This window comes from Paenibacillus sp. FSL W8-0919, from assembly GCF_038003785.1.
GTDB classification, from domain to species: Bacteria; Bacillota; Bacilli; order Paenibacillales; family Paenibacillaceae; genus Paenibacillus_AQ; species Paenibacillus_AQ lactis.
Window position 1 is genome coordinate 1,540,674 of the sequence record NZ_JBBOPV010000001.1, and the last position, 19,793, is coordinate 1,560,466.

A 19,793-nucleotide genomic window follows, 5' to 3' on the forward strand; every position below is an offset into this window, starting at 1 on the left:
TCATAACCGTAACCAATCATGTAACCATAACCAGACATCAAAATGAAGCTAAGTAGCTGAAGCATAAGCCGTATTTTACGCGGGAAGAGGGAGGTTCCTATGCAGGAGCTTGCGCTCCATCTGTTCGAACGGATGGGCATGCTGCTCATCCTTGCCTTTATATTGACCCGAATTCCGCTGTTCCGCCAATTACTTGATCGGAAGGGGATATCGGGCGTTCAAAGCGTGTTTTACTCCTGCCTCTTCGGGCTCTTCGGCATTCTAGGCACGTATGCCGGGGTGGTTGTGGAGGAGGGGGGCATCAGCACCTCCTTTTGGCTGATGCCCCTGACGAAGGATCAGGCGCTGGCCCATGCCGCCCTGGTCGGCGTTGTGATCGGAGGATTGATGGGCGGTCCCCGAGTCGGCTTCGGCGGAGGTCTTCTGGCGGGAGCGCATCTTCTCTATATGGGCGGCTATACAGGACTGGCAGGTGCCATTACGGCACCGCTGATCGGCGTGCTTGCCGGCGGCGTCGCCCGCTTCTTCGCGCAGGAGCGGGTGGTCTCCCCGGCGAAGGCGCTGTTTGTCGGCATGTTTGCCGAGGTGCTGTTCATGGGTGTCATCCTGATCTGTGCTGAAGATTCCCTAAAGGCGATCGAGCTCGTAAATCTGATCGGTCTGCCGATGGTGCTGACGAACAGCATCTCGATCGCCGTGTTCACGACGATGCTGCGGGTGGCGCTTGCCGAAGAGGAACGGGCCGCGGCGTACGAGACGGAGAAGGCACTTCACATCGCCGAAGCAGCCCTTCCTCATCTGAAGCAAGGATTGACGTACCGGACGGCACAGGCGGTGGCCGATCTGCTGCTAAGGGAGCTCAAGACAACGACCGCCGTCGCGGTCACCGACACCGAGCGGCTCCTTGCCCATGCGGGGGCGGCCAGCCGGACCATTGAGCCAGGAGAAGAGATCAGCTCCTCTATGGCGAAAAAAGTGATTGCAACCGGCGAGCTCCACGTAGTGGATCATGCCGAGGATATCCAGCCGCAGCATCCGTCGCTCGGCGCCGCGATCCTCGTCCCAATGCTGGAAGGAAGCCAGATCGTCGGCGTCATCCAGCTGTACTTCAAGCGGCCTCAGGATATCGGGCGGGTCGAGCTGGCGATGGCCCGGGGGCTGGGCCAGCTGATCTCTTATCAGCTTGGCGCCACCTCCCACGAGAATATGGCCAAGCTCATGAAAGAGGCGGAGCTGAAGCTGCTCCAAGCCCAGATCCACCCGCATTTTCTGTATAATACGCTGAATGCGATTCACTCCCTGATTCGCTCGGACCCGCAGCTGGCGAGACATGCGACGATGCAGCTGGGCGCGTTCATGCGTCTGAATGCCAAGCTAATGGCCTCGCGTGCCACGACGGTCCGCGAGGAAATGGAGCTCTTGCGTGCCTACCTGGACATTATTCAGATCCGGTTCGAGGACCAGTTCAATTTTCATTGCGCGCTTGAGCCGGGACTCGAGGAGCTGCAAATACCGCCCGCCACGCTGCAAATGCTGGTCGAGAACAGCATCAAGCACGGCCTGCGCAATACGGCCAGCGGCGGTCTCATTAAGCTCACGCTCAGGCGCGACGGGGATATGGCTGTCGTCCTGCTGGAGGACAACGGCTCAGGCATATCGCCGGTCTTGCTCGAGCGTCTCGGAGAACGGCCGCTTCACGAGAGCGGCGGGACGGGAATCGGCATTTACAATATCAATCAGCGGCTTATGGGAATGTACGGCCGGGAAGCCAGGCTTATCATCGAAAATGTTGCGGAGGGCGGATTGCGCATATCGTTCCGCATCCCCTGCAGCGTATTGGAAGGGAGTCGTTGCCGTGAAGCGAATTAAAGTGATGATCGCTGAAGATGAACGGCTGGCAAGGGAAGAGCTGGCCTATTTGCTCGAGCAGGAGCCGGATATCGAGATGCTGCCTTATGCGGCGAGCGGAAGGGAGCTGCTGGAGCTCGCTGCGCAGTGGCAGCCCGATGTCGTATTCCTCGATGTCCATATGCCGGAGCTGGAAGGCCTGCAGGCTGCCCGGATGCTCAAAGCCTCGCCGCACTCGCCGCTTATCGTGTTCACGACCGCTTATGACGAATATGCCGTTGAGGCATTCGGCCTGAATGCGATCGATTATTTGCTGAAGCCATACAGTCATATCCGCTTTAAGGAATCGCTCGAGCGGATCCGCGCCAGGTATGCCGGAAGTCAGGGACTGTCAGGCGCGACTGTGCCTGCAGCCGTCCATGCACGACCGGGGGGTCTGCAGCCGCCGGAAGCCAAGGCCGGCAAAATGAGCGGATTGCTGCTGCTGGACGACGGCGACAAGCATGTGCTGGTCGATCCCGAGGCGATTCTTTACGCCGTTAGGGAAGAGCGGATCGTCGCCATTCACACGGCGGAAGGACAGCGGATCATGAGCAAGCAGACCTTGCAGGAGCTGGAAGAGCGACTGACCGGCTATTCGTTCTTTCGGCCGCACCGGAGCTATCTGGTGAACGTGAACCGCATTGCCGAGCTGTCGCCCTGGACGAACGGGGCTTATAACATTGTCATGAAAGACGAGTTGCGGACGGTGATCCCGCTATCCAGAGAGGCGGCTAAGGATTTATTCCGGCTGCTGCGAAAAGCGTAGACCTCTAACGCCACCCGGACTCATGGAGCGTTCCGTCCCCAGTGTTAGGGCAGAATGCATTTCGATGCAGAGTTGCTTCTCTGGGCGACGGCAGCACGCGCTCCATGCAGTCACTTCCCCCTGCGTCGGCAGCACACACTCAATGCAGTCGTTTTCACCTGCGTCGGTAGAATGCATCTGATACGGGAATGCTTCCCCTTGGCGTCAGCTGAATACGTGTTCGATCACGCTGAGCCATTTCCCCCCCCTGTATCGGCTAACGCTTCACGAATGTGAATTTGCCGTCTGGAAAGCGGTGGTAAACGACACTTTCCAGACGGCAAATTCGGCGTTTCGCGCAGCTCATCCGACGCTTTGCGCAGGAGCGGTAGTAGGAGCCGCGGCTGCCGTATATAATCGATTTAAAGCGCTTACAATCGAAAAGGCGCAGGTTAATCCGAATTTCCGCCATGGATGGAGGGGAAAGTAATGGAAGCGAAGGAAAAAGGCTATACGGAAGTATGGCACTCGGACAAATTCAAAACGCTGCTCTCCCGCAAGAAACGATTCATTGTCCCGATGACGGTATTTTTCCTGCTGTTTTATTTCGCATTGCCGATTCTTACGTCATACACCGACGTGCTGAATCGTCCGGCCGTAGGACCGATCACGTGGGCCTGGGTGTTTGCGTTCGCGCAGTTCATCATGACTTGGGTCTTGTGCATCCTATACTCCCGCAAGGCTTCGCAGTTCGACCGAATTGCCGATGAGATCAAAAAGGATATGGGGGCATAGGCATATGGCGATTGCTTTGTTTTGCGGTATTGTGCTGCTGACGCTTGTCATTACGTATTTCGCTGCCAAAAAGACGACCAATACGAGCGATTTCTACACGGCGGGAGGAGGACTCAAGGGCTGGCAGAACGGCACGGCCATCGCCGGGGACTACATGTCGGCGGCATCCTTCCTCGGCATCGCCGGCTCGATCGCGCTGGTCGGCTTCGACGGCTTCTTCTATAGTATCGGCTTCCTGGTCGCTTATCTGGTCGTGTTGTACCTTGTGGCCGAACCGCTTCGGAATCTGGGCAAGTATACCGTAGCGGATATGATCGCCGCCCGCTTTGCAGACAAGAAGGTACGCGGCGTCGCTGCGCTCAACACGATCTCGATCTCCATCTTCTATATGATTGCGCAGCTGGTCGGCGCGGGGGCGCTGATTAAGCTGCTGCTCGGTCTGGACTACGTGACGTCCGTACTGATCGTCGGCGTGCTGATGACCATCTATGTCGTGTTCGGAGGCATGCATGCCACCAGCTGGGTGCAGATCTCCAAAGCGGTGCTGCTGATGGCCGGAACCTTCATCATCTCGATCATCGTATTTGCGAAATTCGACTTCAGCCTGACGAATATGTTCGAGCATATGAAGACGGCCACACCGCTGAAGGAGGCCTTCCTGAATCCCGGCAACAAGTACAAAATCCCGCTTGAGACGCTCTCGCTGAACCTGGCGCTCGTGCTCGGCACGGCCGGATTGCCGCATATTTTGATCCGTTTCTTCACCGTCAGAGACGCGAAGACGGCTCGCAGCTCCGTCGTCTACGCCACATGGATCATCGGTATCTTCTACGTGATGACGATTTTCCTCGGCTTCGGTGCTGCTGCCTTCGTCGGGGCGTCCGATATTACCGCAGTCGACAATGCGGGCAACATGGCCGCCCCGCTGCTGGCCAAGGTCATCGGCGGCGACTTCTTGTTCGCCCTCATCTCGGCCGTTGCCTTCGCTACGATCCTCGCGGTCGTAACCGGCCTCGTGCTGTCGGCGGCATCGGCGTTCGCCCACGACTTCTACGGGCAAATCCTGCGCCGCGGAAGCGCATCGGAGAAGGAGCAGCTCAAGATGGCGCGTTATGCCTCGATCGGCGTATCCGTCGTCTCGATCCTGCTGGCCCTGTTTGCGCAGAAGATGAACGTCGCGTTCCTCGTCTCGCTTGCTTTTGCGGTCGCGGCCAGCGCGAACCTGCCGGTTATCCTGTTCACGGTATTCTGGAAAAGGTTCAATACGGCCGGCGCGATCACCGGCATGCTGACCGGACTGATCAGCACGGTTATCCTCGTCGCGCTCAGCCCGAATATATGGGATCCGGCGGGCAAGGCCATTCTGATCGGGGAGCCGCTGTTCCCGATGAGCAATCCGGGCATTGTCTCCATTCCGCTCGGATTCCTGGCCGCCTACGTCGGCACATTCCTATCCTCCTCCAAGGACGATGCGAAGTATGCCGAAGTGCTGGTGAAGGCGAATACGGGCGCATAAGCAGCGCCGATTGTACTTCATATGGGCTCAGATTTCAAAAATGGGTGGTCTTCTACCTGCATTTTAGCAGGAGGGTCACCCTTTTTTTGTCATCTTATCGTAAAATGATAGAAGGAGCTTAAGCGTATATGAATAAGGAGGCCTGGTACGTGAACATATCCGGCATCGTTTTTTTTCTGGCGATCGTCATCGGGACGCTTATGATGACGTATTACGCTGCGGGAAGGACAACCAGCACGAACGATTTCTACGCGGCAGGCAACCGGCTGAACGGCCTCCAGAACGGGCTGGCCATCTCGGGAGACTATATAAGCGCCGCGTCCTTTCTAGGCATTGCGGGCTCGATTGCGGTGTACGGCTTTGACGGATTTTTCTATTCGATCGGATTTCTGGCCTCCTATGTGATTGTGCAATACCTCATCGCCGAGCCGCTTCATAATTTGGGCCGGTATACGATGGCGGATGCGGTTGCGGTCCGGTTCAGAGAGAGACGGCTGCGCGGATTAATCGCGCTCAATAACCTGATGATCACGGTCTTTTATATGATTGCCCAGCTGGTCGGAGCAGGCTGGCTTGTCCATTTGCTGTTCGGCCTGGAGACCTCATGGGCCATCGTGCTTGTCGGCGGTCTGATGACCGTATATGTTACCTTCGGCGGCATGCTTGCAACCTCCTGGGTGCAGATCGTGAAGTCTATTCTGCTGGTGAGCAGCACGCTAATGATCAGCCTTATCGTGCTGTCACGGTTTGATTGGGATCTGTTGGGGCTGTTTGCCTCCATGGAGCATGGAACACCGCTCAAGGAACAGTTCCTGAAGCCGGGGAATATGTTCGATCACCCGCTGGATATGATCTCATTCAACATGGCGCTGGTACTGGGCACGGCCGGACTACCGCACATCATTGCCCGCTTTTATACGGTTAGGGATCCGCGCGCGGTTCGGCTGTCGGTGAAGACGGCGACCGTGACGATCAGCATCTTCTACGTGATGACGATCTTCCTCGGCTTCGGGGCGGCCGCCTTCGTGGATTGGTCCGCGCTGTCGGAGCGGGTGGAGCTGGCGATTCCGCTGCTGGCCAGCGCACTCGGGGGCGAGTTTCTCATGGCATTCGTATCGGCGGTCGCGTTCGCCACGATTTTGGCCGTGATCTCCGGTCTCGTGCTCACCGCCTCATCGGCCTTTGCCCATGATGTGTACAGCAGCATTTTCCGCAGCGGGCAGGCGAGCGAGGCGCAGCAAATGAAGGTGGCCAAGCTGTCTGCAATCGTGGTCGGCGCGGCTTCCATTGTGCTCGCGCTCGGAGCGCAGAAGCTGAATGTCGCCTTCCTTGTTTCGTTTGCCTTCGCGGTTGCGGCCTCGGCGAACTTGCCCGTGCTGCTGTTCACCCTATTCTGGCGCGGCTTTAACGCCTTCGGCGCGATGGCGAGCATTACCTGCGGGCTGGTATCGTCCCTTGCGCTCATCGCGATCGGCCCGAACGTCATGGACCCGGTTACGGGCTGGATCCGGGCCGAGGCGATATTTCCGCTGAAGCATCCGGGGATCGTCTCGATTCCGATCGGGTTCGCCGGCGGCATCCTCGGCACGCTGCTGGCACGCAGAACCAGCTCGAGGGGACAGTTCGAGATCATGCAGACGATCGCTCATGTCGCCCCGGACGAGATCCGAACGCGGGAAGCAGGTTGAAAAGGACTAAGGGGATTCATGACCGGAACAATCAAAAGACGCCTGAAGCGACAAAGAGACTTGAAATTATGAGGATTGGCAGGGGATAACGTGAAACGGGACTACGTCATTGTGCTGGCGCCTGACTCTTTCAAAGAGAGTTTGACAGCCAAGGAAGTATGTGAAGCGATGGAACGCGGCATCAAGAAGGGAAGTCCGGATGTCACCTGCATTCATGTGCCTATGGCGGACGGCGGAGAAGGAACGATGCAATCCCTCGTGGATGCGACAGGTGGTACGGTTTATACCCGAAGGGTGACGGGTCCGATGGGGCATCCGGTAATGGCCTCGTACGGCATTTCCGGCGACGGCAGCACCGGCATCCTCGAAATGGCCAGTGCCAGCGGGATTCATCTCGTGCCGCCGGCGGAGCGGAATCCGCTGGCGGCGACGACCTACGGGACGGGGGAGCTGATCAGAGCCTGCCTGGGCCACGGAATCCGCAAGCTGCTGGTCGGCATCGGCGGCAGTGCTACGAATGATGGCGGAGCCGGAGTAGTGCAGGCGCTGGGCGGCAGACTGCTGGATGCGGAAGGCAAGGAGCTTGACTATGGCGGAGGGGAGCTGGGGCGCCTTGCTAGGGTTGACTTGTCGGGCTTCGATTCCCGTCTTCAGGATGTGCAGGTGGAGGTTGCTTGTGACGTCACGAACCCGCTTTGCGGGGAGAGGGGGGCCTCCAGCGTGTTTGGGCCTCAGAAAGGGGCGACTCCGGATATGATCCGAATTTTAGATCGCAATCTCCGCCATTATGCCGAGGTGATTAAGCAGGAGCTCGGCAAGGATATTGCAGACGTACCGGGTGCCGGGGCCGCGGGCGGACTGGGCGGAGGTTTGATGGCCTTCCTGAACGGGAACCTAAGGAAGGGGATCGAAATGGTCGTCGATTTCACCGGACTGGAGGACAGAATCCGGCAGGCCGATATGGTATGGACCGGAGAAGGCGCGATGGATTTCCAGACGCAGTACGGCAAAACGCCGCTTGGCGTTGCCCAGGTTGCGAAGCGGCACGGCAAGCCGGTCGTGGCGCTGGCTGGGCGGGTCGGCGACGGAGCCGAGGTCCTGTACGGCCTGGGAATTGATGCGATATTCGGGATTATGCCAGGCGCTTCCACATTGGAGGAGGCGCTGGCGGGCGGGAGGCGGAATGTGGAGAGAACCTCGGAGAATATCATCCGCCTGATGCAGGCGATGAACCGGAGATGATCCTGGCCGGTTGACTGGTTGACCGGCTGGATTGGCATTCCGTTTGAATTTAGCCTAGCAACCGTGTGCAACTCCCGGTGCGCACTTTAGTGATGACTTCCTGCACGATGTTCGTCCTCGCCCGGACGACCTGATATGTTAACAACAGCAGGGGCAGCTTCTTCTTACGGGAGAGGCTGCCCCTGCTGCTGTTATGCTGCCCAGGTTATTTAATGCCGATTCGCATGCGGTAGCTGAGCATGAGCGGAAGGGTTCGTTCCTGGAAATACTCCTTCACCATCGCTTGGAATGACGCGATCTTCTCGTGAAGCTCAGGCTGATTTAACTTGAAGACGGTTTGGATGGCGCCTTGGCTGACGGCAAGCCCGGTGTAACGATCTGCGGTAAACGGCTCGACGTGATGGAAAACGATTTCCTTGGAGAACCGGAACAGTCCGCTCTCCCGGATATGCTTCAAATGCTCGTTTTTATCCCCTTTGTAAGCCTGATCCTCCGGATTTACGCGGCGGTCGATGATGTCATCGGCCAGCCGGATCAGCTCATGATAAGCATGCTCGATTCTCCAGGTGAGGCTGGGCGGCCAGTCACAGTCGTAGGCGGCGAATACGCCCTCCTCGCGCAGCACGCGTGCGGCCTCCTTTAAAGTACTGGCAGGCTCCATCCAGTGAAAGGACTGGGAGCAGGTAATGATGTCCGCAGCCCCATCCGGCAGCGCCAGCTGATTCGAATAGCCGGAGACGAAGGTAATGGCGCCCGATTGGGCATGGCCGTCAGCCCCCTGCTCCGTGAGGGACTGCAATTTGGCGAGAGCCTTTCCCCGCATATCATCGTTAGGCTCAACGCCGATAATCCGGTCCGCAGCGTCCTTCCATACAAAAGACGACAATCCGGTCCCGCAGCCCAGATCGACGACAAGCGAAGGTCTGCGGCTCAGATATCCGGTGAGCAGGGTAACGACCTCCTCCGGCGCCTCCGGGCGGTGCCGGTCATAGGTGTCTTCGAAGCCGCTAAAGCGCTCCACGTTGCTGACACGGTTGCCTTCGGGAACGGATTCACCTTGCCATATTTCGGTCAAGTCCTTGGTCATAAGCGATTCATCTCCTTTTTCGTTTCTCGATGGAACTGGCTGCTCATTCGTTTGTAACTATCTTATCATAGCGGAGGAACATATTTACAGATGGAGCGGGGAGCGGGGCGCGCCGTTGGTAAACAGGGGTTCATCCCTAAAGGAGGGGGACATGGCCTTAAGCAGCTGGCGGCCCGGGTGGGGTGGTGTGACAGGAGGTCCAGCATGTACAATAGAGGAATTAGAAGATCAGGGTGGCAGGGAACCGGTCACAGATGATTTTACCGGCAAGCATACCATATTGATGTGGATGCATGATCCCGATAGAGACAAGCGACCCGATGATAGGAAGAGGGATGAACATGACTGGGCAATCAGAACGGAAAGGGATTTTCTTTGATGTAGATGATACGTTATACGACCATTTGGCACCGTTTCGGGATGCACTGCAGGCGATTGTGCAGCCCCGGGAATCCTTCCCATATGAAAAGGCCTACCACCGGATGCGGTATTACAGCGACCGGTTGTCCGAAGAGCTTGGAGGGGCCGGTACGGCGGCTTACGGGGACGCGGTTGAGGATATGAGAACCCGCCGCTTTCAGCTGGCCTTGGCGGAGTTCGGGATACAGCTGACCCGTGAGGAAGCCGAAGCGGTTCAGCGGGCGTATCTAGGACAGCAATATGAGATTACCATGTTCGATGGCGCTCGCGAGCTGCTTCAGACATTGAAGGATGCCGGGCATCTTGTAGGGTTAATAACGAACGGGCCGGCAGACCATCAGATGAACAAAATTACGGCCATGAAGCTGGGGGATCTGATTCCGCAGGAGCGCATATTCGTATCCGGGGCGGTCGGATGGGACAAGCCGGATGCCCGGATCTTCCGTCACGTGAACGAACGGACGGGGACCATGCCGGAACGCTGTTATTATATCGGAGATTCCTGGCGCAATGACGTGGTCGGCGCCCTGGCGGCCGGCTGGCATGTCATTTGGTTTAATCACCGCGGGGTTGAGCCTGAATCGGAGCATAAGCCCCATCATGTGGCGACCAGCTATGAGGAGCTCGGACGTATGCTTAACGGGCTTTTAGGTTCTTAAGATACTCTCCTCTTTATATCTCGAAACATTCCTCAAGCGGCGGTCCAGAGGGCTGCCAGATAAACCGCACCGTGCGTGGGTGTCAGCGCGCGGTGCTTGGCTCATATGAAAGTAAAAGGCTTCGTTCTTCCGGCATCGCTGGACGAATCGGGTTGAAGAGACAGCTCATATTTTTACGATATATATTCAACCAAATGGTTGACTTTTAATTTGCGATCCCCTATAGTTAACCATATGGTTGAACATAATGATGAGAAACAATTGGATCATATCTTTCACGCGCTGGCCGATCCGACCCGGAGGCAGATGGTTCGGATGATCGCTTCGCGGGAACGGACGGTGTCCGAGCTGGCCGAGCCCTTCGACATGTCGCTGGCCGCCGCTTCCAAGCATATTAAGGTGCTGGAGCGCTCCGGCCTGCTGGAACGAACGGTTCAGGGCCGGATCCATACCTGCCGGCTCAATGGGGATGTCATGGCCAGGGCGCTTGAATGGCTTCGATTCTATGAGCGCTTCTGGACGCAACAGTTCGACGCGCTGGAGCGCGAGCTCTATAAAGCGAAGAAGGAGGAGCATTAAAGGGTTGCACCTCGCTCGAGGAGGTAACGATGGTAACAGGAAGGCCTGATGATTTTGAATGCAGAAAGGGATGAGTTCCAGCTATGGAGAATGCTTCGACAACGACTCTGGTCATGAAGCGCATATTTCAAGTGAGCCCCGAGCGGGTGTTTGACGCCTGGCTGAATCCGGAGATGATGCGGAAGTGGCTATTTACGATGGAGGCGACCAATAAAATCGCCAGAAACGAGCCTCATGTCGGCGGCACTTGGGAGATAGTCGACCATCGCGGAGGGAAGGATTACCGGGCGATCGGAGAATATCGGGAGATCGATCCGCCCCGCAGGCTGGTCTTCACCTTCAGAATGCCGCAATTCAGCGATACCGAGGATATCGTCACCGTCGAGCTGAAGCGGGTTGAGGACGGCTGCGAGATGACGTTTACGCAGGTGATCGTTGTGCCGCATGAGGAAGGTTGGACCGCCGAGGACGTGGAGCGGGCGCTAAATGAATACAACAGCTCTTCGGAACACGGCTGGAGCCTGATGTTTGGAGGGCTGAAGCAGCTCTTGGAGACGGGTACGATCGAATTTCCTTCATAACGACCTGATGGTTGGAGTTTTCCCACCACGCGCAAATTGAGAAATAGGGCAAGGATGGGCGTTTGAAAAGACCGCCAGCTGCTTTAACCGATGTTATCCATTCGATAAGAAGAGGGGTTTGAATGATGAACAAAGCGACGCCGTTTTTGATGTTTCAAGGGAATGCGGAGGAAGCGATGACGTTCTATACGTCCTTGATTGAGGATTCGGAGATCACGAGCATCACGCGGTACGGTCCCGGACAGCCGGGAGAAGAAGGAAGCGTCATGCACGCCGTCTTTACCTTGAAGGGACAGCCCTTCATGTGCATCGACAGCAACGTGAAGCATGACTTTACGTTCACGCCTTCGTTCTCCATCTATCTGACCTGCGATTCGGACGAGGAGATCGATCGGCTGTATAGCCTATTGCTGGACGGCGGAGGACCGTTGATGCCGCTGGGCAATTACGGCTTTAGCCGCAAATTCGGCTGGATCGTGGACAAGTTCGGCGTATCGTGGCAGCTGGATCTTCCGGCTGAAGCTTAATATTGCCTCTAAGCTTGTGCGAGAAGGAGCTTCTTTCCGCAATTCTTTGCAGCCTCAAAGCCGCCAGATGTGTTGACATGCGACGTAGGCATTTTAGCCCCAGGCTTGGCCTTTCCATAGGAACCTTCATGTGATTTGAATGCCACAGAACCGCCCGGGCGCTTAGCCCGGGCGGTTTTTTAGTGTGATTTATAGAGGATGATGGCGACCGAAGGACCATTTTACGTACGTGCCCCACTTGCAATTCAATGGCTCATCCAATATGTAAATCCAATCTCACATCGAGCAGCTATCCCCCCTATTCGGTATACTGCTTCCTGTATTGCAACGGGGATATGCCAAAGCGTGCCGAGAATCGGCGCGTGAAATAGGGAGGGTACTGGAAGCCGACATGCTCGGCGATGCGGGACACGGGCCAACGGGTGGTCAGCAGCAGCCTTTTCGCTTGATCCAGGCGATACTGCAGCAGGTATTCGGACGGCGTCACCCCGTGGGATTCCTTCATGCAGCGCGTCAGGTAATTGTAGTGAAAATGAAGACTCTCGGATAGACGGCCATTGCTGATCGGTTCCCGGTAATGCATTTTGATGAACGATTCGATTTGTTCGGCCACCTTGCGTGCACGGGATTGCTCCTGCCCGGCCCTTGACTGGTCCAGCAGCTGCATGAGCTCGATAAACAGCGACTGCTCCCTCCATAAGGCAATGGAGCGCGGCTCCGTCGCGAGGAGGTGGAGCGATTCGAACAGCTGATAGGCTTGATCCGGGTATGGGACATGAGCCAGCTTCGGCAGGAATATGCTGTGTGAAATGCTGCCTGAATGTGTGGGACTATCCGCTGCCGCTTGAAAATGCAGCCAGTAAAAATAAGTCTCCTCCCTGCATGCCTGCACCGCATAGTGATAGGCATCCGGCAGCAGGATGACCAGATCTCCCGCGTGCAGCTCCCACTGCTCCTCCTCCTCGCCGAGGTACAGACAGCCGCTTCGCACGAGGATGAGATCATATACGCCAAGATTTCTCCGATTCGGGTGCTGATCCCCTGCGGCATACAAGGTTGAACCGGATTCAAGGTAGTAGGGCGGGGGCAGGGATGGAATGGATAGAATATTCGAATCGGCCAGCTCAATCACCTCAATGCATGTGTGAAATCGTATAAAAAACTGGGTCATATCCTTTATCGCTTTCATCCTATCATAAAACGTAGAATGGGAGGTGTCGAGGCAACAATACGATCCCAAGGAGTGATTATCCGATGAAAGTTGTAACGGAACGATCCGCTGCGGTGCCGCTTCAACAGGTCAAGCTGAACGATCCCTTCTGGTCCCGCTATATCCGGCTGGTAAGGGAAGTGGTCATCCCTTATCAATACGAGGCGCTTCATGACCGGATTCCGGGGGTGGAGCCGAGTCACGCGGTCGCCAACTTCCGCATCGCCGCCGGCAGGGAGCAGGGTGAATATAAAGGCATGGTATTTCAGGACAGCGATGTGGCCAAATGGCTGGAGGCTGCGGCCTATTCCCTGGCCATTCACCCTGACCCGAAGCTGGAGCAGCAGGTGGACGAGCTGATTGACCTGATTGCCGATGCCCAGCAGCCGGACGGCTATTTGAATACGTATTTTACGGTAAAAGAGCCAACTAAACGCTGGACCAACCTAACGGACTGCCATGAGCTGTACTGCGCCGGGCATCTGATCGAAGCTGCGGTTGCCCACTACTGTGCAACCGGCAAACGGAAGCTGCTGGATGTGGCCTGCCGGTTCGCCGATTATATCGATACGGTATTCGGACCGGAAGAGGGCAAAATCCATGGCTTTGACGGTCACCAGGAGATTGAGCTGGCGCTTGTGAAATTATATGAGGTTACCCATGAGGAGAAGTATTTGCGGCTAGCCCAATACTTTATCGACGAGCGGGGGAGGGAGCCGCATTTTTTCCATCAAGAGTGGGAACAGCGCGGAAAAAGCTCCTTCTATGCTTCGGTATCCGGAGCTCCCCATCTTTCATATCATCAGAGCCATCTGCCGGTCAGGGAGCAGAAGGTGGCGGTGGGCCACTCGGTGCGTGCCGTCTATATGTATACTGCCATGGCCGATTTGGCCGCCCGCACCGGAGATGCATCGCTAATGGAGGCATGCGAGAATCTGTGGGACAACATCGTCCATAAACAAATGTACATTACCGGGGGGATCGGCTCGACCCACCACGGCGAGGCGTTTACAATCGATTACGATCTTCCGAACGATACCGTCTATGCGGAGACCTGCGCTTCGATTGGACTGATCTTCTTCGCCCGGCGGATGCTGGAGCTGTCGCCGAAATCCGAGTTTGCGGACGTGATGGAACGGGCGCTGTACAATACGGTAATCGGCAGCATGGCGCAGGACGGGACCCATTTCTTCTACGTGAATCCACTCGAGGTGTGGCCGGATGCCTGCCGTCACGATCCGGGCAAGCATCATGTGAAGCCGGTCCGGCCGGGATGGTTCGCATGCGCCTGCTGTCCGCCGAATGTGGCGAGACTGCTGACCTCACTCGGCGAATACGTATATACCTCGAATGAGGATACGTTGTTTGCCCATCTTTACATCGGCGGTGAGGCAGCGGTGTCCCTTCGCGGAAACGCCGTAAAGGTCAAGCAGACCAGCGAGCTTCCGTGGAGCGGGAACGTCACGTTTACCATTGAATCGCCGCAGACGGCGGAATGGACACTGGCACTGCGCATCCCGGGGTGGTGCCGAGGCCGAGTCGTCATCCGTGTGAATGGAGAGGAGCTGAAGGCGACAGGCTTGATCCGGGAAGGCTATGCGTACATTACCCGAGCCTGGGCTTCGGGCGATACGCTGGAGCTTGCGCTCTCGCTCGACATTCTTCAGGTAAGAGCCCATCCGCTGGTTCGTGCGAATGCCGGCAAAGCGGCCATTCAGCGGGGACCGCTTGTATACTGCTGGGAGAGCGTCGATAATGGCGCGCCAATCTCGGCCGTTACCCTGGCGGCTGATCCGAAATTAACGTCGCGATTCGAGGCGGATTTGCCGGGAGGCGCCGTTGTCATCGAAGGAGCCGGCTGGCGGGAAGAGGCGGAGTCCTGGAACGGAGAATTGTACCGGGCAGCGCCGCGGCAGGCGAAATCGGCCACATTAAAGGCAATTCCGTATTATCTGTGGGGGAATCGCGGGGAGAACGAGATGGCCGTGTGGATCCGGGAAGAAGCGAGCCTGGTGTAAATGCCGGATTCGTCTGGCAGGCCCGAGCCCGGCGCGCGGTGTAATGATGACTGCTGCACGATGATCAGCGTCAACGCTTGGACGACAACCATGGAGCGTGCGGAAACGGTTAATGGAACAGTAAATCCCATAGCAATAGGGCGTCACCCGAAGAGGCATTTATGCTGCCCTTCGGGAGGCGTCTTTTTTTCAGTCATAGAAAAGTATAACTTTTATCGGTTCAGGGAGAGATTCAAGGAGGTCTGCTGCATTTTTCTGCTATTCCCCTAGTCTACGCCTGTAAAAGCTTCTTGATATGCTCTTCGATTTTCTCGGGCGCATCGGCGGGGGCGAACCGCTTGACGACCTTCCCCTCCCGGTCCACAAGGAATTTGGTGAAGTTCCATTTGATGGATTTACTGCCGAGCACGCCTGGTGCTTGTTGGGTCAGATGCTTATACAGCGGATGGGCATCGGTGCCGTTTACATCGATTTTGGCGAAAAGGGGGAAGGTCACCCCGTGATTCAATTTGCACGCTTCCTCGATCGATGCATTGTCCTCGAGCTCCTGGTTCATAAACTGGCTGCTGGGGAAGCCGAGCACGGCCAGTCCCTGGTCGCGGTACGTTTGATGCAGCTTCTCCAGCCCGCTGAATTGAGGAGCGAATCCGCATTTGGTCGCCGTATTTACGATTAACAGCACATGACCCCGATATTTCTCGAGCTTCTCGCGTTCGCCGGTGATTGTCGTTACCTCGTAATCATAAATGGTCATCCGGTAAACCTCCTTCATCGCACTTGGGTTATGCAACCAGATTATATGCTATCGGGAAGCATTGCAACTTCTTTGCAGTACCGGTCGCGTTATGGCTTGTCGTCCGAGCGTCGACGCTGATTACCGTTCAACATTGCTGCAGGCAATACACCTCCATCGCAAGTTTAGCAACATATAAGAGAGTAAAAATATGTAATTTTTTACTGGACTAAACTAGGAGAATTATGGTAGTAGTAGAATAACCAATTAAGCATATGAATGAATTTCCGTATTACGAGGACACTTAGGAGGCCGATATGAATTTGAAAACGCAAATGCTCAAATCGACGATCATCAGCCTGCTGGCCTTTAGCTTCATTGTCCTGATCGTCCTGATTCCCCGAGACATCAATATTTCATTGGATGGTCATAAGGTTGTAGCGGATCCCTCATTCGACATGAACCGGTACCTTACATATATAGGTGATTTCTTCCGCCAGATCATCGAGCACGGAAGCCTCGGACCGTCGCGATATAAGGGGCAGACGGCAGAGGCAGCGGCATTGGTCGCCGTCGGTATGAGCCTGCTGGTCATCGTCTCGGCGCTTTTAATCGGGTTTGTCGTCGGGATTTTGAAAGGGGTTGCAGACTACAAGCTGTCCAAGACGAAATTCAATGTGCTCGGCCATTGGACAACATGGCTGTTCCAGTCCATACCTGATTTTTTCCTCATGCTGTTTGTGCAGTGGTTTCTGGTCAAGCATGTGCCGGCCGTCCGCTATTTTGCCGTGGAAGGCTGGGAGGCGTTCGCGCTGCCCGCGCTTCTGGTCTCGATCTATCCCATCTTTTTTATCGCCAGAGTGACCTCCGCTTCGCTTCTTGCCCAGGAAGGAAAGATGTACATCCTGTTGGCAAAGGCCAAGGGGCTCAGCGACAGGGCCGTGGTGTACAAGCACATGCTCCGCAACGGCATCGCGGCGATCTTGACGCATCTTCCGGGTCTGCTCGTATTCATTCTATCGAATTTGCTGGTGGTCGAGTATTACCGGAACTATCCGGGCGCAGCCTGGAGGCTGTTCCAGGCGCTGGATTTCAACCCCTACACGGGTACGGGTCCCGAATATGAACCGGGCGTCATTATCGGCATCGCTTTTTTCTTCATGCTGCTCTTCCTGGTCGTGCAGTGGATTAGTCATTCAGCCCGCAAATATTTCGATCCTAGATAAAGAAATGAATGGAGGTAGCCGGACTTGAAAAATATCCCTCTATGGCTCGGAGGCACATTGCTTGCTTTCTTGGTGTTTGTAGCGTTCGTCGGCCCCCATCTTCCGTTTATCGACGCGGATTTGAGCAAAGAGCGATCCCGGTGGGTCATGAAGAACGGTGAAGAGAAGCTCGTGCTGCCTGCCTTTAAACCATCGTCCAAAAACCTGCTCGGCACGGACAAGGAAGGGGTCGATAATCTGAGCCGATTGGTTGTCGGCGCGAAGGAAACGATCCTGTTTGTCCTGGCCATAGCGGCCGTCAGGTACATCATCGCGATTCCGCTGGGGATCATGGCCCGTAGGAAAACAGGGTTTTGCCACCGGCTGATCACGTTTTGGAATCAGCTGTTCTCCTATATGCCGCCGGTATTCGCATCGGCGCTGCTGCTGGCGCTTCCGTTCCTCCTGTTTGCCCAGCATCGGCTGGCCTGGGCTATTCTGATCCTGGCTAGCGTGGAGGTCGGACGTGTGGCCGTCACCGTTCAGGAGCAGGCTTATAAAATGTCCAGGGAGCCGTACATGGAAGCGAGCACCGCACTGGGGCTCCGTACCAGAACGCTGACAAAGAACTATTACGTTCCCATCATGTTTCCGGAGATGATCGTCAATTTCTGTCTCGACATGGGCAAGGTTTTGCTCCTTCTCGGCCAGCTTGCGATTGTAAACATTTTTCTGGGGCATGAGTGGAAGGAAGTCGATTATTATACGATGGAATTCGTTGAGACAGGGCTGAACTGGGCGACCATTCTGGCCAGACACCGCACGGATATATTCCTCGGCAAATTTGAATATGTATTCTATCCTGCGTGTGCGATGATGATTGCCATTGTGACATTTAATCTGCTCGCAGAAGGCCTGCGCCGCCGTTTCCAGGTGAGAGGCTAGAGGCTTTAAGAGCGTGCTGGCCGAGCTTCAATTACGAGAAAAAAACCGGAAGTCGATCATGATTCGCCTAAATGCCTGCAATCGATGCATGGCGATATGCGAATTCAATGCTTCCGGTTTTTTTGTTGTGCATCATCCGAACCAATCAAGGAGAGTCGCGTTAGGAGCCCTTCAATTTTGATGGTCCGTATTCCGTGCCCATACCGATACGCTGCCGCCGTGTACAGGAAAGACGCCAAAGCCGTCGCTCCCGATCGTAACACGCTCATCCCGGTTGCCAGTCAGATCCATCCACTCTTCACCAGCGCGGTGGGTGCCGACATACATGCGTTTTTCGCCGGGGTCCCCGTTTGCCATAACGACCGCACATCCGGAGTGCTTGGCTTCCGGCAGCCCCCTTCGAACCCAGCCGATCGTGTTGGGATGGTCGAAATAATCATCCTGCTCGCCATACGCGAGGTGAGCCCGGGCATACAGGAGCGGGTCGATGGATTCCTTCTTGCCCGGAAGTGAATGCTCCCCGCCGATGCCGTAATAATCACCGTAGAAGACGACGGGGTAGCCGTCCTTCCGAAGCAGGATCAAGGCATAAGCGCTCTGCTTGAACCAGTCCTCCACCCAGGATTCCAGTGATTCGTGGGGCTGGGAGTCATGATTGTCGACGAACGTAACGGCATTCATTGGATGGGATTGCACCAGCGTATCGTCGAAGATCGTCCGCAGGTCGAAGGAACGCCCGCCTTTGGCCGCAGCATGAAGCTTATAGTGGAGCGATACGTCAAACAGATCGATCTTGTAATCTACCCGATCAAGGAAGCTTCGGCACGCCTGAAGCTCCGGATTCCAAAACTCCCCGACGATGTAGAAGTCGTCTCCTCGTTTCTTCTTCATGGCTGTTGCAAATTCCTTGATGAAATCATGGTTGATATGCTTGATCGCGTCCAGCCGGAAGCCGCTGCATTGCAGGGTATCGACGAGCCACTGACCCCATCCGATCATCTCTTTGCGGACCTCGGGATGGCTGTAATCGATATTGGCGAACATCAGATAGTCATAGTTGCCGAATTCATGGTCCACCTTCTCGTTCCACGATTTGTTCTCGCCGAGAATGCGGTATATGCCGGCGCGCTTTCTACCCGCATCGTAGTCGGTCCCGTTGAAATGATGAAAATTCCACTGGAAAGAGGAGTACTTGCCGCCCCGGCCAGGGAACGTGAATTTCGTCCAGCCCTCAATCTCGAAGGGCTTCGATATTTCCTTGGTCCGGTCCATTTCATCGACCTGCACCACATGGAATCGCTCGGTTTCGTCCGCTCCGGCCTTATGATTCATCACGAGATCCACATAGACGGCGATCCCGTACTTGTGGCAGGCCGCGATGGCATCGATCAATTCCTGCTTCATGCCGTATTTCGTACGTACGGTGCCCTTTTGATCAAACTCCCCCAGATCGTACAGATCATACGCACCGTAGCCGTTATCTTCGGCCGATAGCGCTTTGGTCACCGGTGGGATCCATACCGTATCGACGCCCGCCTTGCTGAGCTCGGGCGCCGCTTCCTTCAGACGTTTCCAATGCTTTCCGTCAGGGGCGACATGCCATTCGAAAAATTGCATCATCGTATGATTTCGCTGCATTCTTGCGTTCATCTCCTCTGTAAAGATGGCTTGCGTTTATGTCATACAGGGTATAGCTATCCATATCCATAACCATACCCGGGGAGCATACCGTGTTAAACCACAGTTCAATTGTTCCCGAATATGGCATGGAACAGACGAGCAAAACGGCGAGACACAACGAATGTGCGTATAAAAAAACGTGCGGCCCCGGATGATAACGGGGCCGCACGGGTCATGGGGCGCGAGGATTTCCAGACTCTCCAAAACGCTCGAAATTTGCCGGTGTTCCTGACGATTCCGGCGGCGCAGCCTACGGATTCCACCTGCTTCCGC

Annotated in this window: 17 protein-coding genes; 13 read left to right on the top strand and 4 right to left on the bottom strand. The window is 55.8% G+C overall.

What is annotated here, in order from left to right; all coding sequences use genetic code 11:
• Positions 1–99: 99 nt before the first annotated feature.
• The 6 genes from NST44_RS06720 (at position 100) to NST44_RS06745 (ending at position 7,876) form a co-directional block, all read left to right on the top strand.
• Complete coding sequence (locus NST44_RS06720; protein WP_007128936.1) at positions 100–1,869, top strand: LytS/YhcK type 5TM receptor domain-containing protein; 1,770 nt, start codon at positions 100–102, stop codon at positions 1,867–1,869.
• Positions 1,856–2,656: a LytR/AlgR family response regulator transcription factor gene (locus NST44_RS06725; protein ID WP_007128935.1), complete on the top strand. Its 801-nt coding sequence runs from the start codon at positions 1,856–1,858 to the stop codon at positions 2,654–2,656. The genes NST44_RS06720 and NST44_RS06725 overlap by 14 nt, the downstream gene beginning before the upstream one ends.
• Before the next feature lie 468 nt (positions 2,657–3,124).
• On the top strand, positions 3,125–3,430 hold the full coding sequence (locus NST44_RS06730; protein WP_007128934.1) for a DUF485 domain-containing protein: 306 nt from the start codon (positions 3,125–3,127) through the stop codon (positions 3,428–3,430).
• 4 nt (positions 3,431–3,434) lie between these two features.
• Positions 3,435–4,946: a solute symporter family protein gene (locus NST44_RS06735; RefSeq protein WP_007128933.1), complete on the top strand. Its 1,512-nt coding sequence runs from the start codon at positions 3,435–3,437 to the stop codon at positions 4,944–4,946.
• A gap of 128 nt (positions 4,947–5,074) precedes the next feature.
• Entirely contained in the window at positions 5,075–6,634 is a 1,560-nt protein-coding gene (locus NST44_RS06740) for a solute symporter family protein (protein WP_007128932.1), read from the top strand.
• Between the two features lie 90 nt (positions 6,635–6,724).
• On the top strand, positions 6,725–7,876 hold the full coding sequence (locus NST44_RS06745) for a glycerate kinase (protein ID WP_340898475.1): 1,152 nt from the start codon (positions 6,725–6,727) through the stop codon (positions 7,874–7,876).
• Positions 7,877–8,081: 205 nt separating this feature from the next.
• Here NST44_RS06745 and NST44_RS06750 read toward each other — a convergent pair whose 3' ends face one another.
• The gene (locus tag NST44_RS06750) at positions 8,082–8,963 is read right to left on the bottom strand and encodes a class I SAM-dependent methyltransferase (protein WP_340898477.1); all 882 of its coding nucleotides are present in this window, start codon (positions 8,961–8,963) and stop codon (positions 8,082–8,084) included.
• A gap of 341 nt (positions 8,964–9,304) precedes the next feature.
• Between NST44_RS06750 and NST44_RS06755 the strand changes: the two genes are divergently transcribed.
• From NST44_RS06755 to NST44_RS06770, 4 genes are all read left to right on the top strand, one after another.
• A complete protein-coding gene (locus NST44_RS06755) occupies positions 9,305–10,042 on the top strand; it encodes an HAD family hydrolase (RefSeq protein ID WP_340898478.1) in 738 nt (245 codons plus the stop codon).
• Positions 10,043–10,303: 261 nt separating this feature from the next.
• Positions 10,304–10,621 (top strand): ArsR/SmtB family transcription factor, encoded by a 318-nt coding sequence (locus tag NST44_RS06760; RefSeq protein WP_244152668.1) that lies wholly within the window; start codon positions 10,304–10,306, stop codon positions 10,619–10,621.
• Positions 10,622–10,704: 83 nt separating this feature from the next.
• A complete protein-coding gene (locus tag NST44_RS06765) occupies positions 10,705–11,202 on the top strand; it encodes an SRPBCC family protein (protein ID WP_340898479.1) in 498 nt (165 codons plus the stop codon).
• 125 nt (positions 11,203–11,327) lie between these two features.
• Positions 11,328–11,729, top strand: a complete 402-nt coding sequence (locus NST44_RS06770; RefSeq protein ID WP_028404052.1) for a VOC family protein — start codon at positions 11,328–11,330, stop codon at positions 11,727–11,729.
• 298 nt (positions 11,730–12,027) lie between these two features.
• Here NST44_RS06770 and NST44_RS06775 read toward each other — a convergent pair whose 3' ends face one another.
• Complete coding sequence (locus NST44_RS06775; protein WP_244869256.1) at positions 12,028–12,918, bottom strand: helix-turn-helix domain-containing protein; 891 nt, start codon at positions 12,916–12,918, stop codon at positions 12,028–12,030.
• Positions 12,919–12,983: 65 nt separating this feature from the next.
• On the opposite strand from NST44_RS06775, the gene NST44_RS06780 reads away from it, so the two are divergent.
• Positions 12,984–14,957, top strand: a complete 1,974-nt coding sequence (locus NST44_RS06780) for a glycoside hydrolase family 127 protein (protein WP_340898480.1) — start codon at positions 12,984–12,986, stop codon at positions 14,955–14,957.
• A 271-nt stretch (positions 14,958–15,228) separates the two neighbouring features.
• Here the strand turns inward: NST44_RS06780 and NST44_RS06785 are convergent, their stop codons facing one another.
• Positions 15,229–15,711, bottom strand: coding sequence for a glutathione peroxidase (locus tag NST44_RS06785; protein ID WP_007128922.1), 483 nt, complete (start codon positions 15,709–15,711; stop codon positions 15,229–15,231).
• Positions 15,712–16,007: 296 nt separating this feature from the next.
• On the opposite strand from NST44_RS06785, the gene NST44_RS06790 reads away from it, so the two are divergent.
• A complete protein-coding gene (locus tag NST44_RS06790) occupies positions 16,008–16,916 on the top strand; it encodes an ABC transporter permease subunit (RefSeq protein ID WP_007128921.1) in 909 nt (302 codons plus the stop codon).
• Positions 16,917–16,940: 24 nt separating this feature from the next.
• Entirely contained in the window at positions 16,941–17,840 is a 900-nt protein-coding gene (locus NST44_RS06795; protein ID WP_007128920.1) for an ABC transporter permease subunit, read from the top strand.
• A 171-nt stretch (positions 17,841–18,011) separates the two neighbouring features.
• Here the strand turns inward: NST44_RS06795 and NST44_RS06800 are convergent, their stop codons facing one another.
• Complete coding sequence (locus tag NST44_RS06800; protein WP_340898482.1) at positions 18,012–19,478, bottom strand: alpha-amylase; 1,467 nt, start codon at positions 19,476–19,478, stop codon at positions 18,012–18,014.
• Positions 19,479–19,793 lie beyond the last annotated feature (315 nt).

What these genes read in the sequence shown, in the direction of transcription:
- NST44_RS06720 (WP_007128936.1), top strand. Translation starts at nt 100, where the DNA reads ATGCAGGAGCTTGCGCTCCATCTGTTCGAACGGATGGGCATGCTGCTC.
- NST44_RS06730 (WP_007128934.1), top strand. Translation starts at nt 3,125, where the DNA reads ATGGAAGCGAAGGAAAAAGGCTATACGGAAGTATGGCACTCGGACAAA.
- NST44_RS06735 (WP_007128933.1), top strand. Translation starts at nt 3,435, where the DNA reads ATGGCGATTGCTTTGTTTTGCGGTATTGTGCTGCTGACGCTTGTCATT.
- NST44_RS06740 (WP_007128932.1), top strand. Translation starts at nt 5,075, where the DNA reads ATGAATAAGGAGGCCTGGTACGTGAACATATCCGGCATCGTTTTTTTT.
- NST44_RS06750 (WP_340898477.1), bottom strand. Translation starts at nt 8,963, where the DNA reads ATGACCAAGGACTTGACCGAAATATGGCAAGGTGAATCCGTTCCCGAA.
- NST44_RS06755 (WP_340898478.1), top strand. Translation starts at nt 9,305, where the DNA reads ATGACTGGGCAATCAGAACGGAAAGGGATTTTCTTTGATGTAGATGAT.
- NST44_RS06765 (WP_340898479.1), top strand. Translation starts at nt 10,705, where the DNA reads ATGGAGAATGCTTCGACAACGACTCTGGTCATGAAGCGCATATTTCAA.
- NST44_RS06770 (WP_028404052.1), top strand. Translation starts at nt 11,328, where the DNA reads ATGAACAAAGCGACGCCGTTTTTGATGTTTCAAGGGAATGCGGAGGAA.
- NST44_RS06775 (WP_244869256.1), bottom strand. Translation starts at nt 12,918, where the DNA reads ATGAAAGCGATAAAGGATATGACCCAGTTTTTTATACGATTTCACACA.
- NST44_RS06780 (WP_340898480.1), top strand. Translation starts at nt 12,984, where the DNA reads ATGAAAGTTGTAACGGAACGATCCGCTGCGGTGCCGCTTCAACAGGTC.
- NST44_RS06785 (WP_007128922.1), bottom strand. Translation starts at nt 15,711, where the DNA reads ATGACCATTTATGATTACGAGGTAACGACAATCACCGGCGAACGCGAG.
- NST44_RS06790 (WP_007128921.1), top strand. Translation starts at nt 16,008, where the DNA reads ATGAATTTGAAAACGCAAATGCTCAAATCGACGATCATCAGCCTGCTG.
- NST44_RS06800 (WP_340898482.1), bottom strand. Translation starts at nt 19,478, where the DNA reads ATGCAGCGAAATCATACGATGATGCAATTTTTCGAATGGCATGTCGCC.